Here is a 14,977-nt window from a genome sequence, read left to right as displayed (position 1 = left end):
GCGCGCGGCTACAAAACAAGCCGTTCGCACCGATGCGCAAACGGCTCAACGCTCCCGTCTTCTTCCGTGGAGTTTCCACTCGCCGGGCGCGAGCTCTTTCCGCAACGATCGCAGCGTTGACCTCGAAACCCCCTCACCGAACCGCTCGCGCGCTGCCTCGAGGTCTTCATCTCGGCTGGGCGCGTTCCCGCTCTCCCGATTGGATGAGATCCAAGCCGAATACCATCTGCGCAACTCCGCCAGGGAATGTCTCTTCGCGCCTAGTGTCTTGGGAATGTCCCGGTCGCCGCTGAATACAAGAATGCCTGATATTTCGAGCCCGCCCCCCTTTGCGGTGGATTCGCGGTAATCCGGCTCAAGGAGACGCCATCGATCTGGAAGAATCTTTGTGGGTGGCGAATCTAGAGGGGTATCGGCTGCGTAGCCCGTTGCAACGAGCTCACCCCTTAGGAGCTTCCCGTGAATTTCAGATTCCAACTGACGCCGGGCACGCTCAAACTGCATCGAGCCCGCGTTGTATTCACGCTGCTCTTCTCGGGACATTTCATCAAAGGGATAGAAGGGTGGGCCATCAAAGCCATCCAGCCTGCGGCTCCACGCCATTTCTGCATCGAACTGGTTCCCATAGAACAGCATCGCTTCCCACAAGGGGAGACCATCCTTCGGCTTTACTTGTCGCCAGAACGGCTCGGGATTGCTGTCATCACCAAAGTGTTCATCCACATCGTCAGCGTGGTCGCCGCTGCGACCGTTCAATTTGGTTGGCACTCTACGTTTCATTTCTCAGCCGTTCTCAGCTTTACGCATGAGAACAGAGCAAAATTCGTCGAATGTCGAGAGGGGGACGTATTCGCAACTAAGTATCTGAAATTCGCAGCCTTTTAGAAACTGGCCGAAATAAACTGGCCGCCTAATTTGCCAATTTAGTCAATCCTTCAAATCTTCCTCAAAGTGACGTTGTGTTTCGCACGTTTGCGAATGGAGCCGTCATGACCAGACACTTAAACCAGCTTGAACTGGCACGTCGTTGGAGCATAAGCCCGCGCACCTTGGAGCGCTGGCGTTGGACGGGTGATGGACCCCGTTACATCAAACTGAAAGGACGGATCGCATACCGCGAGGCGGATGTAGAAGCCTTTGAGGCTGAACGTCTGATGGAGAGCACACAGCACCCAGTTAGGGCTGAAGCGGTGCAGCCGTGAGTGAGCGAGGCGTGTTCGCTGTCGATCGCGGCGTGTTCGACCATCCGAAGTTCTTGCACGATGAGCCGTTGAGCCGATTGGAAGCTTGGCTATGGCTGCTCTCGAGGGCGGCCTGGAGACCGATCAGATTGCGCATCTCTGGTCGGGTGATTGAGCTGCGGCGGGGACAGCTCGCTGCCTCGACCCGATACATGGCCGACCGCTGGCGCTGGAAAGAGCCTCGAGTACGGCGATTCCTCCACCTGTTGAAAACCGATCTCAACAATGACGCGGAGATCGACACACAAACCGACGCGGGCATCACCGTCATAACCATCCGGAAATACGATCAATATCAGCGGGTCAGTCTTCCTGCCAACGCACTCGGAGACTCAGGGATCGACGCGGGAACGACGCACGATCGACGCAAAGAAGAAGACATTAAAGACATGGAAGGTTCAGAAGCTAAAGCTTCTGACGTTGGATCCCCGGTCTACGCCGACGCTAAGCATCAGCTCTGGGCAGAAGGCGTTCCTATCCTGGTCAGCCTTGGTGAGAACGACGGTCGTTCACGCCAGATGGTGGGGATGTGGCTGAAGCAGACATCAGACGACGCGCGGCGGGTACTGAGCGCGATTCAGCGCGCTCGTGATCACCGAGTCCATGGTCCGATCGCATGGATCACACGGGCTCTCAAAGGCGGAGATGACAATGGCAAACGAAATCACAACGGTAGAACAGATAGAGCTTCCGGACACGCAACGGCCCGGGAAGCCAGTTTCATTGCCTCGTTGGGCAAGGGTGCGTTTGGACAGCTTGAAAAAAGCGGAGCAGCCGGACCGATCCGGTCGTTATCGGATGACGCTGGTGCTGCCTGCGCCTCTGATACTCACACCAGCCCAGCGAGCCGCCATTGATCAGTATCAGGCCGCAGTGGCGCACGTCTTAGAACAAACGCCAGAGCGGAATAACCACTGGAGCCAGCGCACTCTCGTTTCTGTCTCCAAGTTGCTGATGGCCTTGGCCGGAAGAGAAGGAGGGGATCTGGCCGGCGAAGCTAAGGGCGCAGCGTATATGGCGGCCTTAGATGACGTGCCTTATTGGGCGACGGAGGAGGCCGCCAGGCTTTGGTACCGGGGCGAATGCGGTGACCAGCATAACTATAATTGGCCTCCGGCGCCCGCAATCTTGCGCACGATCGCGCGTCGGTCGGAGTATGCAGTTCGGTCGAGGTCAGCTGAACTACAACAATTGCTTGGTGCCGAAATCGAGCGGGTGATCGGAGTGTCCACCGCCCGATAACGCGAGATTATCGCCGGCAGATCTTTGGCACTTGCCCTGTGCAGAGTTCGATCCAGCTGCATCGCGCTACGGCGTCGTGCACAAAGTGAGAAAAGTGATTCGCTTCAATGGCTTAGTAACCCATTGAATCTTCACATCAAATAACGTAAGATGATTATAATTCGGCTGCGGTCGAAGGGAGATCGCGTGCGATCGGCGGGGGTTATAGGTGAGAGCCTGTAGACCCCCGTAAATTTTTAGGGCAGCCATTTCCTCCCGTATCCCCTGATCAATCCGTTCCAAGGGTTTCGATCGTAGACTTTCTCCAGCTCGCGGATCAGCGTAGCCCCATAGTCGTCCGGTATTGGTAGGTTCTGTTCCATGAACTTGAAGGTTCGATGAGCTGGATGTGCAAGCAAATCTGCCACCTGCAATCCCGCTTCATTTGCGGTTTTAGGTTTCAGCTTTAGATCGCGGGACGTTAAGCGCAGTTGGACGACATCCCGACGCAGAAAGCGGCTTCCATTATCGTATTGATGGTTGAAGGCGCGGCGCAAGCGGCCGTCATGCCACTCCGTCCTCGCTTCGCCTATCACGTCTCCTACGAAGTTGTGCCGGTGCAGCCATAATACGTAACGTTCCACGAGGCAGGTCAGAACGTAATGGTACGGGTCAAAATGCCATGCTCGATATTTTTCTAGATGAGCCTGCTTGTCGATCGACACGGTAAAAGCTGGGCCGGGCAGATAGCCGATTAGATCTAGGAATTGAGCATCGAAATCAGCACGGATCGTCGGATCATTCAAAACTGCAAAGTCGCCTTTCCGGTCGATGATCTCTCGGCGATGAAGTATTACATCAGGGGTTTGGAAGACTCTCCGCTTAAGCGCTGAAAGGCGGGCTGTGAAAGTGGAGGCGTGAACATCCTGCCTGAATGCCAAGCCTGTGAGGCTGAGGTAACGTTGGTTTTGATCCTTTTTGTGCGCACGAAGATCACCTGTACCTGTTTCATCAAAATAGAGGCGATAGCGTCGCGTCGGATGGACAAACGTCATTGCTAGCAGCTCGATAAATCAAGCAGACGCCCGCCGGTTTCGCGCCGAACAGGACGAATGGCGCGATGGCAAGGCCGAGGGGGAGCCCAGCGCTTAGGCTGGGCTCCCCTTTGCAGCTTCTATGGGGACAAGCGTTTAGCCGCTTCGAGGCGGCTGCCGGAGTGTCTGCGCTCTTTGATGACTTCGCTCACCCGACCGGGATTTACGTCATAGGAGGCTGCGATGCGATGCTGATATTCGCCGTTCCAATGGCGCACCCAAACATGCACGGCGTCTTCAAAGCTGAGCTGATACGGCTTTCTCTTCATACTATTCATGGTTCCGATCCTTAAATTTTTGAATCGGACCTTGGAGGCGTTGACAGCGGAGTCACCGTGCGCGACGGTGCACGTGTTGTTGAGACGATGCCGCACGCCTGCCAAGGTCTCCTTTGCGGTTACACGGAGCCGGGCCTTTGCAGAGGTCCGGCTTTCTCATTTGCGGCAGGCAGTTGCAACTGCCTGCGAGCTCTCGCTCCCGCAAACGCCTAGTTTGCGGGTGTACGCTGAAAGACCCTTTGGGGGATTGCCGACGGGACGCAAACTCACTCGCGCCGAACGACTCGAAGGCTAGAACTCTCCGTTACACCCGTCAAGAAGTAGGCGAGTTCCTGAATCGAATACTAAATATGGGGGATTGTGGGGGGTAACCGTCTCCTCGGCTGCAGCTGTTGTAAACTAATTGCCGCTGCTCCTCATCGATCGCACTTTCAAGAATGCTAGAGAAGGACTGAGGCAGGCGACATTTCGTGCGTGCAACCAAATGAAATGGTTTGTGACGTCGAAGCTCCGAGCTGACACCTGCACTGCGGCTGATCATAGAAAGCTATGACTGACAGCGCGTACATGCGTAGTGCTGCGCATCCAAGTGTCATTGTGCAATCCCCGACCTCTAAAATATCTTTGGCGCAACGCTGCCGGAGGGGGGGCGGTCAGAATCTCTACAGCTTTTCGATCACAGACCGGTGCCGGCCCTTCACAAGCAAAACCGCGAAATTGGGAAGGGGGTATCCCTGGGTTGCCAAGAGTGATTCTTCGACGACGTCGGTTGAAGTCGAGATCTGAAGGAAGAGGAATGGCCTCGCAACAGTCTGCTAACTCCGAGGATGATCGCAAGATAGCGTACAGGTGCGCAAGCTCGGAAAAGCCGCTGCGCGTCGAATATCGCAGTCTAGAAAGCCTCATCCCCTACGCTCGAAACGCGCGCACTCATTCCACCGCCCAGGTGGCGCAGATCGCTGCGTCTATCCGAGAGTTCGGCTGGACCAACCCCATCCTTGTGGATGGCAATAGCGGAGTGATCGCAGGCCATGGAAGGCTATTGGCCTCGCGCAAGCTGGGGCTGGTGGAGGTACCTGTTATCGAATTGGCGGGGCTCTCGGAGGCCGCCAAACGCGCCTACGTGCTCGCGGACAACAAGCTCGCTCTTAATGCAGGGTGGGACGATGCCATGCTTGCTCTGGAGGTGGGCGACCTTGCGGCGTTGGGAGCCGATCTGTCACTCGCCGGCTTTTCCGACGCGGAGCTGACAGCGCTGGCGACCAAGCAAAACATTTGGCTGACAGACCCTGATGAAGCCCCGCAGCTGCCCAAGGCGCCTATCACAAAGATTGGCGATGTGTGGTTGCTAGGCCGGCATCGTCTGATCTGCGGAGATTGTACGGACAGAGAGACCGTCGCGAAGCTTCTTGGCAAGGTGCAACCCCACTTGATGGTCACCGATCCACCTTATGGCGTCAGCTATCGACCCGAATGGCGGAACGAGGTAGTCCGGAGCGACGGCAGCAGTGTTGCGGCAAGAGCGACTGGCACCGTCCTGAATGATGACCGCGCTGATTGGCGTGAGGCTTGGGCCCTCTTCCCAGGAGAAGTGGCCTACGTTTGGCACGGTGCCTTGCACGCGGCCGCTGTCGGCGCGAGCCTCGAGGCTTCCGGCTTCATCATTCGCTCGCAGATCATTTGGGATAAGACGCGGCTGGTTATTGGCCGCGGAGATTACCATTGGCAGCACGAACCCGCTTGGTACGTTGTCAGGAAGGGCAAAACAGGGCACTGGGCTGGTGACCGAAAGCAGACCACGATTTGGAGCATCTCCCACCAGAAGTCTGAAACAGGGCATGGTACGCAAAAGCCTGTCGAGTGCATGAAGCGACCGATCGAAAACAATTCGTCGCCTGGTCAGGCAGTTTACGAGCCGTTCAGTGGATCCGGCACCACTATCGTCGCCGCCGAACTGACAGGAAGAACCTGCTACGCGATTGAACTATCGCCTGCTTACGTCGACGTTGCTGTCCAGCGGTGGCAGTCCTTCACCGGAGAGCTCGCCCGAAACGAGGCCACTGGCGAGCCGTTCCAGCGCCAGCCTACGTCGGTCGAAGGTTGAGATGCGTGGTCGAAAGCCAACTCCAACTCATCTTAAGCTACTCCACGGGAATCCGGGCAAGCGGTCAATAAATCAGAGGGAGCCGTCGCCTGAATTGAGGGCGCCTACGTGCCCCTCCCATCTTTGTCCGGCCGCCAAAGCTGAGTGGAAGCGGCTCGCCTCGCAGCTACTGGTTCTTCGCATCCTCACGGACCTCGACCGAGGAGCTCTCGCGGCGTACTGCCAGGCCTATGGTCGCTGGGTTGAGGCCGAGCGAAAACTCCACGAGACACCGATGCTGCTGAAGCTGCCGTCAGGGATCGTTCAGCAAAACCCCTGGCTCACTATCGCCAACAAGCAATTGGAGTTGATGCACAGATACCTAACGGAGTTCGGCCTCTCGCCGGTTTCTAGGTCGCGGGTTTCTCTTGCACCGGCGGCTCCGGGACGAAGCAAATTCGAAGGATTACTAGGACGGCAGTCTGAACCCGACGAATTCTTTGACGATTGAAGCGTTTGTCATAAATCCGACCCTACTCAATTCTGAATGCAATAGCTTCGTGATCTCCCGGCTGAGAAGGACAGGTCGCGCTAACGACTCGAAGCGACGGCAATTTTCTGCTCGCCGTCTCGCGCGATCGGTCCCTGGCCCCATTCCGATTCGCTCCTTCATATTGTTGCCTGCGGGAGCGCTCACTGTCTCTCAGCCATCGCCCGCCGCCTTTAGCCTTGAGCTGACCGCTTTGAGCCAGTATCCCGACTCAAGCCGAACAAGAAAATTGGCCTTGTGGAATTGGACGGAGCCTTGGCCCCGCGTTGTTGCAGGAGCTCTGGCTTTCGCGCTTATCAGCGCGAACAAGAGTGGGTTCACTTTGTCCACCCTTTTGCTGATAAATTAAGCCGGGTTAGCCTCCAAGATCGGTGAAACTCCGCGACTGATGCGGGGCCGACCAGTGGTGAAAAAACCGCTGCAGCGTTTCTTCTCGATACAGCCTGAGCATGCTTCGACATAGGCGTTCTTCCAATCGGAGATGGATTGAACCGCCTGAGGCCAAACAGATCGCGGCAACACACAGCGCGGCAGATTATAGATCGAAACCCTGACCCCCGCTGAGGTGAGAGCGGCAACTCCTTCAGCAAGGCCTTCTTGGTAGTCGAGAGGGTCGATCCAGAGCATGGCATCGTTCGCGATCGCAAAGCCGGTGTTCTCAAGCCCCATCAACGCAACATGATCCACAATCGGAAGGTTGCGCGCAAGCCATCGGCACGTCTCCGCGATGGTCGGGGCCGTCAAGGCATGGAGTACGACACGAATTTCCACCCGTTGCTTTCGGTCCTTCAGTTTCAAAATGCCAAGAACGGTCTCGTCGAACGCGCCCTTCGCTTGGACAACGTAATCATGGATGTGGTCCACGGCTGCGTATATCGGTATGCCAGCAGTTAGTTGCGGATGTTGCACTTCTGCCCAAGCAGCAGCCACCTCTGTACGTGCAAACGCCCGCCCGTTTGTGAGCACATGAACAGCAGTATTCGGTAAGGTCGACTTGCATTGTGTTAGGAGATCAATGAATTCCCGCCAATCGGTCAGAGTCTCGCCGCCGGTGAATGCGAACGACCTGGTCGTGGGGTCGACGAACGGCAGTGCGCGGCTGATCTCATCCAGCACCCATCGATCGTCCACATTTCGTGGCGGTTGCGAGCACATCAAGCAGTTATGGTTGCATCGTTCGGTTACCAAGAACGAATTGTGATCAGATCCGCGCCGATAAAGTGACCGGAATTTTCCTGTTTGTGGCTGCAGCCCGATCAGGTCGCCATGCGCAAGATAGTTGTATTCGGGGGGGACCACCATGAGGTCACGGAACGGGCTTTCAAGTGTCGCAGTGTGATCACCCACCAGCACAGCCTTCGTGAAGCCACACTGGAAGGCGACGCAAGCCTCTTCGGGATGTTTGATTACGGCTGCATCTACCGAGTGACGGGCTCGGCTCGTCGGTGCAGATATACGAACGATCTCTGATGGGTGCGCTGTCTCAAATCCGCGCACATAGGATGCCGTGCCGCGAAGCTTCAGCATCACATCATGCTCCATGATCTTAGCACGACCGCATCTTCCGGCGAGTCGTCAAGCAGATCGAGGATGGTGGATATCACCCCCTTCTGCCGCTGGCAGAAACCAGACAACGGTTTGATACCCAAGGGATCGGCGTGAATGGCATGATGGTAGACCGGATCAGCGCCGCAGTGGCTCTCGTACACACAATCGTGGCACTCCGGTGCGCACTGACTCAGCGAAGAGGCAATGTTTGATACGAGCTTGTCCGACAAAATGAGAGAACGATAATCGCTGTTTGCGACGTGCCCCAATTCAAAGGTGCGGTCCCCCATTTCGGCGAGCATGCGCCCTTCGTCAGACGCGAACACGCGGCCGTCATAGTTATAGACGAGAGCGCCCAGTCCAATTCCTGCAGGGCTTCGGAGGTCGACGTACCCGATGGGCTGATCTGTCAGGATTCGCCTCAGTAACAGGAGTGTATAGAATTCGTAGAACTCGTGTCCCCTGCGGTTTAAATCGAGAATATATCGGAGCCCGCGCCGATAGAATGTCATCCATTCGGCGGGGTCATACTTTTGAAACTGCTTGGTTTTGATTGCGAAGCCGTATGGCGACAATGGTCTGAGGAAGACGCCATCCAAGCCGTGAGCAGCGTACTCGTCGATAATCTCTTCGACGCGAGCAAGGCTTTGCCGAGTGGTTGTCATCAGCGCGCTTACGCGATCACGCCCCAACGTTGCCTGAGCTTTCTTGATACCTTGGACAGCGAGTTCATGACTATTTCCACCCGGCCTCGGGCGATTGCGGTTATGAAGATCCGGCGGACCATCCAGCGATGTCGACAAGGAAACGTGGTTCGTCCTGCAGAACGACAAAATGTCGTCCGTCAAAAGCGCCAAGTTTGACGCAATGACGAAATCCACCTCCTTACCTTTGGTTGGAGCCTCGCGTTTTGCTGCTTCAACGACTTTTTGAATCAAAGCAAAATTCAGGAGTGGCTCTCCCCCCTGAAACTCGATCTTGATGCGTGACGCGGGGCTTTGAAGGGCGATGGAGAGGGACCGCTGCGCTGTCTCCTCGGACATATCGAAACGAGAACGGTCGGTGCTCTGCCGAGACACCTGACAATAGGGGCATGAATGTTCGCAGCGGAGAGTGACTACGAACATGTGGAGAGCGGATGGTTGGCGCAAAAACGACATGCGAGTTCGCAGCCGCATCGCCAAGATTTGATGCTGAGCGCTCTGTCCTTCTCGTGACACGAGGTGCGCCGAATACGCTCGCTCGTACAGGCCATCACCTGGGTTCAGTCGGAGGTCGATGAGCCGCTGGAATTCATCCGCATCGAGGCGAATGAAGTCGCCAACGATGTTTGAGACAAGATATTGCTGGGCGCTTGTTCTCTCGAAGCGCAGTGGCAAAAGTTGCAGCGGCGCATTACTTCCATGAAAGTCGCCGGGTAGAAAGAAGCGAGACATCTTTCTGCTACGACTTTTCGCTCAGCGGATGAGCAAGCGATCCAAACGCGAGAGCCAAGATCAGATTCCGCACCGGCTCGGTTCGTTGGGCAATTTGCTGCCTGACATTCTCGTCGATAACTGTCGCCATGAAACGCTGGTTTAATTCGTCAGAATCGGTTGTGCCCGGCGTGGATGCCTCCACTGAGACTACATATTTGGTCCCAACCGGCTCGACCTTACAGATCGCCGAACCGAGCAATCTGTAGGCAGCAGCGTTCAACGCCTCAAGCGACTGGGTCGCTTGATCAAATTCGATGGTTTTTGCTGCCATCGAATTCTAGCGACTTGAGTGATGAGACGAGTGGGACGAGTGAGAAGAATGCGAGGAATGACCAGCGAACAACGTGCCGTCCTCTCTCGCGGTTACGATCATGCCCAGTAGGTCGTGTCCGACCTGGTAAAACATGTTCGCCTGAGACTTTTCTGCCGATGCCTTCTCTACGTCCGTCGGCTGCGCGACGACCTCGTTCGCTGCAGGGACGGCAGCATTGGCAGCAGTTCCCAACGAGGCGAGCGCGGCCGCAAGCGGAATAATCGAGATCTTATTCTGACTCATCTGGTCCCCCCTTTTTGCCATCTCAAAGTATTGAGTCTATCGGGTTAGTCAACCTCGACTAAAGCTGCACGGCTCGGTTGTGGTATCCTCGCCTGATGTCGGTTTTGCGTTGCAGCTAGCATCATTCAAACTGCAAGTTTGCTAATGCGTAGAGAACTATGACCTCGGCGCGGCGGGAATAGTACTCTAAGCGCGGTCGCTTAGGAGGCGGGTACCCAAGACGGCGGGCAAGTCGTGCGGGCAGATCTTCTGCAAGAGTGCTGGTTGCTGCCCCTTTGGACCTGGCTATCGCATCGGCTTGAGCAGGGTAGCAATGCATACGGGTGGCGGAGCTACTTCAAAGCTTCCGCGAGGTTTGGGATTGAAGCCAGAGCCGCGTGACAGCTTCTGGCCCATCAGATGTGGCGCTCGGATTGACGTCCGCTCCGTTAGGCATGGCGGACTAGGATCTGCTCACTCTGAGTTTTTCACCTTCTGACCCTGGCTGTGTAAAAACTCAAAAATCGAAACTCGACAAAAAATGATATTTTTCAGTTCGATCTCTAAGTTGAATCCGCTTGCGCGTTGAGCGATTAAAACGGTCTTGGACGAATAACTTCTTCTATCGCGATTGAGCGTCTTCGCGTTTTCACACAGCCAAGACCCATTCCGGAAGTCGCGCCTGCCGGACCTTAGCGCCAATCGTCGATGATGTAGGCGCCAGGATGGCAATAGCCGGGATCGTTCTGTCTGTGCATGGTCACGCCCTGAATTTCGCTGCGAAATCCGCGGGCGACGAGATGCCGATAGGCTTCGTGGCGCGCCATGTTCGCGCCAGCCAACACGTTCGACATGCCGGCAGCGACCGCTAAAGCCTCGCACGCGTCGAGCAGTTGGAGATAGTGGTGTTCGGCCGACCCTCCGTCGCGAGCTGCACCGAATTTAACGAAGCAGGTGTCTGCGCCGGCCTCGCTGCGTGGCCCGTAGTGACAAACTGCGAACGCCGCGATGTCACGGACACCTTCAACCAAAACTGTATCACCCAAACCCTGCGCATGCGTAGCGCTTATCTCGCCGGACAGGTCGAGACCCGGGTAAACCGTTTCAGCTACGTTCCGGCACGACTGAAGAGCCTCCTCTCGCTGAGCTTCGCTTAACTCGCTGAAGCGCAACCATCCGGCCGCCGTGTGCCGCACCGCTCTTGCCGACATGATTGCTGTGAGGAAACGCGCGAAGAAGCCGTATTTTTGATATAAGGCGATATGCTTCGCGCTATCTGAGAATGTGAATAGCCCGACATGCCGCGTGTTCCAGGCATTGAATTGCTCCATGGTTTTCGCAAGCAGTGCTCGGGCGATACCTCGCTCCTGGAGATCAGGACGCACGGTCAAGGGGCCGAAGAAGCCGACGCTTCCCCAATTGGTAACAAAGTTGGAGCCGACTAATTCTCCATCCAGCGTCGCGCCGTATGAGGCCACGTGAGCCGCGCGCTGGCGGCTATAGACGTAGTCCCGATCGGCCCAGAACGTCTCCGGGTCCGGTACCTTAAGGAAAGTCCCAAAGGCAAGACGGAAAATCCGCGCAGCTTCCGGCAAGTCTTGTTCATCGAGTTTGCCCACGACCGGACGCCTGGCGTTCGGACCAGTGTTCTCGCTGGCATTATGATCTGACATGATCACCTCCCTTGGAGAACTAGCTTTGGAAGTGGCCACAGTTGCGACGATAGCAGCTCTTACTCGCAATCCAAGCAATCCGAGGTTGATCAAGTGGCCCGAAGTCGCCTGGTGCGTAAGGATAGCTGCCATTGGTATGAACTCAGTCAGCTCATGGCCCCCTTAGCCGAACTCGCCCGAACACGTGTCATGTCGGCGTCGGAGGCAAACAAGTCGCCTATGCAGCTTGGCGTCTACCGCCGCTTCCGACCCGGAACGGACATTCTGAACGTGTTGAAAGTCGCCCGCCAAGAGTTTCACTAACTCGGCGGGTTGCAGAAATCGGCGCTGACGATGGCAATCGGTCTGACGCACAGACCGCGGATCGGCGTCTGGTTCAGCACGAAGCTGTAAGGCCGCTTCCAGGCGCGCGCGACGCTGACGGTGGAGACGGTCGCCTCGATGTCGGCGACGCTCGGACGGGCCGGGATCAGGCAGAGGTCGGAATGGCGGATCGCGGCTGTGGTGGCGGCGCTGAGGCCGGCCGCGGTGTCGACGATCGCGAGCTGAAGGCCGCTGTCGGCCAGCATCTTCAGCCGCGGCGCGAAATCGGCGGCGTGATAGATCGGCTCGACGACGATATCGTCAGTGTTGCGGCGGCGCAGCCAGTTGGAGAGGGTGCCCTGCGGATCGGTCTCGATCAGGCGAACGGTGAAGCCGGCCTGCTTGGCGGCCAGCGCGAGGCCGATGGCAAGCGTGCTCTTGCCGCTGCCGCCCTTTTGGGTGGCCAGTACGATCGTGTGCATTGAAGATTGATTCCTTTGGAGTGCCTGGTCTTTGGGTAACGCCACGCGAACGTGCATCGCTTCTCGATGCTGAGCTCTTCTCGCTCAGGACGTGCCCTGCCCGATCCAAAGGGGACCGCGGATGTCCGAATCAACGGTATGATGATGGCAGAATCGGGAATGCCAGCTAATCCGTACCAATACCGGACCCGTGGTCGCGCGTGGGCCGTATTTACCTGCGCTCTACTTCCGCACGCAGATCACGCGCACGACAGCCGCCTTTGCGTCCGTCGACGTGCCATTCGCCGTGACACCGTTCGCCTTCAGGAAATCGCGCACGGTCCCACCTGAGACCATGGTGGCCTGTGACGCCGGCACCGACGTCGCAGGTCCCGCAACCATCGCCGGCTTCAGCAGCGCGACGCCGGCGAACTTGCCGTCGGCGTCAATGGCCGGGCTGCCGGAGAAGCCGACCGCCGGCGGGGGAGACAGCGCGGCATTGCTGCTTGTCGCCGGCGCCAGCGCAGCCTTGACGCTCGATACGCCGGCCGCGCCGCCCTGACTCTGCGGGTCGGCGATGCCGACGACATCGACATTCGTCCTGGCTGCGCCGATGCCGAGGCTGAGCGGCGTCAGGCCACGCGCGCCGTAGATGTGCAACAGTGCGAGATCGTGCTCCTTGTCCTCGGCGAGCCGGTCGGCGCTGCCGTAGCCGCCGATCGTGATCGCAAGACAGCCGTCGGTGACGAGGCGGTCGGTGATGATCGCACCGTCGTCACTGACAACCAGTCCCGTGCCGTACTCGACGGTCTTGCGCGGCGGCGGCCCGGCCTGCGGTCCCGACGGGAACGCATTGAACGCGCTCGACATCGCGATCACGACCGGATCGACCGTGTTCTCGGTCGCCTGGTCGTAGAGGATCGTCATGGTGCGGACTTCGTCGCCCTTGAAGGTGCCGCGAATGTAGAACTTCTTCAGCCCCTGCACTCCCGACAGCACGAAGAAGTCGGGCTTCACCACGGTATAGTCGACCTTGCGGCCAGTCGGCTCCTTCTCCAGGTCGGCGAGCTTTGCCGTGGTCGGGTTCACCTCCTTGCGGCGGCTCAGCAGCACCTGCACCGTGCCGGTCGGCGAGGTCCATGTCGAACCATTGGCGTCGCTTGCCTGCTGCGGCAAGAGCTTGCCGGGAATGCCGAGCCGTGCGCCGCTGGTCGGCTCCGTCACGATCTTCCAGCCGACGCTCTCCTGCTTCTTGCGCGCGGCCTCGGCGAGCGCGGCGCGCTCCTGCGGATTGAGCACGCCGGTCGGCTTGCCGCCCTTGGCCTTCTGGTACTCCTTGATGGCGTTGACCATGCGCTCGCTGACGTCGCCGGTGATGGCGCCGTTATACTGGCCGGCCCAGGCGAGGTCGGATTGGAGCGACAGCCGCTCTGCTTTTGCCATGGCGTCGGACGTCGCCGACGGCGTCTGCGTTGCGGGTGGCTTGATCGGAACGGTCTGGACGGTTTTCGGCTGGGTGCCGGGGACTTGCGGCGCCGTCATCTGGGCGTGCGCGCCGGTGGCGGCCGCGAACATCAGTGTTGCCGCAAGCATCGATCTCATGACAAATCCAGCCAGCCCATTGAACGCCAAAACATTGAAAAGCATGCCATTGAAGCACATCTCGTTGGTCGCGAACATTGTTGGGGTGGTTCAGGAGTAGATTAAGGTGCTGAGCCCGGACGAACTCGAACGCTATGCCCGCCATATCGTCCTGCGCGATGTCGGCGGTCCCGGTCAGGCTGCGCTGAAGCGGGCCTCGGTGCTGGTGATCGGCGCCGGCGGGCTCGGCGCGCCCGCGCTGATGTATCTGGCCGCCGCCGGCATCGGCACGCTCGGCGTGGTCGATGACGACGTGGTGTCACTGTCCAACCTCCAGCGTCAGGTGATCCATACGACGCCCGACATCGGCCGGCACAAGGTTGAGAGCGCGGCCGAGCGGATTGCGGCGCTCAATCCGCATGTCCGTTTCGTCGGTCATGCGACCTGGCTCAATGCCGACAATGCGCTCAGCCTGATCGGCGACTACGACCTCGTGCTTGACGGCTCCGACAATTTCTCGACCCGTTATCTGGTCTCGGACGCCTGCTTCTTCGCGAAGCGGCCGCTGATCACGGCGGCGCTGGGCACCTTCGACGGCTCGCTCACGACCATCCGCGCGCATGAGACGAACGAAGCGGGCGAATTCAATCCGACCTATCGCTGCCTGTTTCCGGAGGCGCCGCCGCCCGGCACGGTGCCGGCCTGCGCGGAGGCCGGCGTCATGGGCGCGCTGGCGGGCGTGCTCGGCTCGATGATGGCGCTGGAGGCGATCCGCGAGATCGTCGGCTTTGGCGACGGCCTCGTCGGTCGCCTCCTGATGATCGATGCCCGCGCGATGCGCTTCGAGACGCTGCGCTATGGGCGCGATCCCGCCAATCCACTCAATGGCGACGGGCCTGTGATCACCGACCTCAGCGCCCATCGCACCTGA

14 protein-coding genes and 1 pseudogene are annotated in these 14,977 nt (G+C 58.2%); 6 read left to right on the top strand and 9 right to left on the bottom strand.

Translation table 11 applies throughout. The features are described from left to right. The first annotated feature begins 459 nt into the window (after positions 1–459). From NLM27_RS32060 to NLM27_RS32055, 3 genes are all read left to right on the top strand, one after another. The gene (locus NLM27_RS32060) at positions 460–885 is read left to right on the top strand and encodes a hypothetical protein (RefSeq protein WP_254147081.1); all 426 of its coding nucleotides are present in this window, start codon (positions 460–462) and stop codon (positions 883–885) included. A 104-nt stretch (positions 886–989) separates the two neighbouring features. Further along, entirely contained in the window at positions 990–1,202 is a 213-nt protein-coding gene (locus NLM27_RS44195; protein WP_375142288.1) for a helix-turn-helix transcriptional regulator, read from the top strand. An 11-nt stretch (positions 1,203–1,213) separates the two neighbouring features. Then, complete coding sequence (locus NLM27_RS32055) at positions 1,214–2,098, top strand: hypothetical protein (protein WP_254147080.1); 885 nt, start codon at positions 1,214–1,216, stop codon at positions 2,096–2,098. Between the two features lie 621 nt (positions 2,099–2,719). Here NLM27_RS32055 and NLM27_RS32050 read toward each other — a convergent pair. Both NLM27_RS32050 and NLM27_RS32045 read right to left on the bottom strand, forming a co-directional pair. Next, a complete protein-coding gene (locus tag NLM27_RS32050; protein ID WP_254147079.1) occupies positions 2,720–3,517 on the bottom strand; it encodes a DUF3800 domain-containing protein in 798 nt (265 codons plus the stop codon). Between the two features lie 119 nt (positions 3,518–3,636). Then, positions 3,637–3,834, bottom strand: a complete 198-nt coding sequence (locus tag NLM27_RS32045; protein WP_254147078.1) for a hypothetical protein — start codon at positions 3,832–3,834, stop codon at positions 3,637–3,639. A 796-nt stretch (positions 3,835–4,630) separates the two neighbouring features. On the opposite strand from NLM27_RS32045, the gene NLM27_RS32040 reads away from it, so the two are divergent. Next, entirely contained in the window at positions 4,631–5,938 is a 1,308-nt protein-coding gene (locus NLM27_RS32040) for a site-specific DNA-methyltransferase (RefSeq protein WP_254147077.1), read from the top strand. A 1-nt stretch (position 5,939) separates the two neighbouring features. Next, complete coding sequence (locus NLM27_RS32035) at positions 5,940–6,428, top strand: phage terminase small subunit P27 family (protein ID WP_254147076.1); 489 nt, start codon at positions 5,940–5,942, stop codon at positions 6,426–6,428. A gap of 384 nt (positions 6,429–6,812) precedes the next feature. Here the strand turns inward: NLM27_RS32035 and hxsC are convergent, their stop codons facing one another. From hxsC to NLM27_RS32005, 7 genes and pseudogenes are all read right to left on the bottom strand, one after another. Beyond that, positions 6,813–7,994 carry a His-Xaa-Ser system radical SAM maturase HxsC gene (hxsC, locus tag NLM27_RS32030; RefSeq protein ID WP_254147075.1) on the bottom strand — a complete coding sequence of 394 codons (1,182 nt, stop codon included), beginning with the start codon at positions 7,992–7,994 and terminating at the stop codon, positions 6,813–6,815. Further along, positions 7,994–9,451 carry a His-Xaa-Ser system radical SAM maturase HxsB gene (gene hxsB, locus NLM27_RS32025; RefSeq protein ID WP_254147074.1) on the bottom strand — a complete coding sequence of 486 codons (1,458 nt, stop codon included), beginning with the start codon at positions 9,449–9,451 and terminating at the stop codon, positions 7,994–7,996. Before hxsB ends, hxsC begins: the two co-directional genes overlap by 1 nt. A 7-nt stretch (positions 9,452–9,458) precedes the next feature. Further along, complete coding sequence (hxsD, locus tag NLM27_RS32020) at positions 9,459–9,764, bottom strand: His-Xaa-Ser system protein HxsD (protein WP_254147073.1); 306 nt, start codon at positions 9,762–9,764, stop codon at positions 9,459–9,461. A 6-nt stretch (positions 9,765–9,770) separates the two neighbouring features. Further along, positions 9,771–10,049, bottom strand: coding sequence for a His-Xaa-Ser repeat protein HxsA2 (gene hxsA2 / locus NLM27_RS44190; protein ID WP_375142287.1), 279 nt, complete (start codon positions 10,047–10,049; stop codon positions 9,771–9,773). Positions 10,050–10,720: 671 nt separating this feature from the next. Next, positions 10,721–11,701 carry a GNAT family N-acetyltransferase gene (locus NLM27_RS32015; RefSeq protein WP_254147072.1) on the bottom strand — a complete coding sequence of 327 codons (981 nt, stop codon included), beginning with the start codon at positions 11,699–11,701 and terminating at the stop codon, positions 10,721–10,723. A gap of 356 nt (positions 11,702–12,057) precedes the next feature. Then, positions 12,058–12,486, bottom strand: a pseudogene (locus NLM27_RS32010) (ParA family protein); the annotation flags it as partial. Between the two features lie 222 nt (positions 12,487–12,708). After that, positions 12,709–14,067, bottom strand: coding sequence for a serine protease (locus NLM27_RS32005; protein WP_254147071.1), 1,359 nt, complete (start codon positions 14,065–14,067; stop codon positions 12,709–12,711). A gap of 106 nt (positions 14,068–14,173) precedes the next feature. On the opposite strand from NLM27_RS32005, the gene NLM27_RS32000 reads away from it, so the two are divergent. After that, a complete protein-coding gene (locus NLM27_RS32000) occupies positions 14,174–14,977 on the top strand; it encodes a molybdopterin-synthase adenylyltransferase MoeB (protein ID WP_254147070.1) in 804 nt (267 codons plus the stop codon).

The sequence above is a fragment of the Bradyrhizobium sp. CCGB12 genome (assembly GCF_024199845.1).
In the GTDB taxonomy this organism is placed as follows: domain Bacteria; phylum Pseudomonadota; class Alphaproteobacteria; order Rhizobiales; family Xanthobacteraceae; genus Bradyrhizobium.
This window is presented reverse-complemented; position numbering and strand designations above follow the sequence as displayed.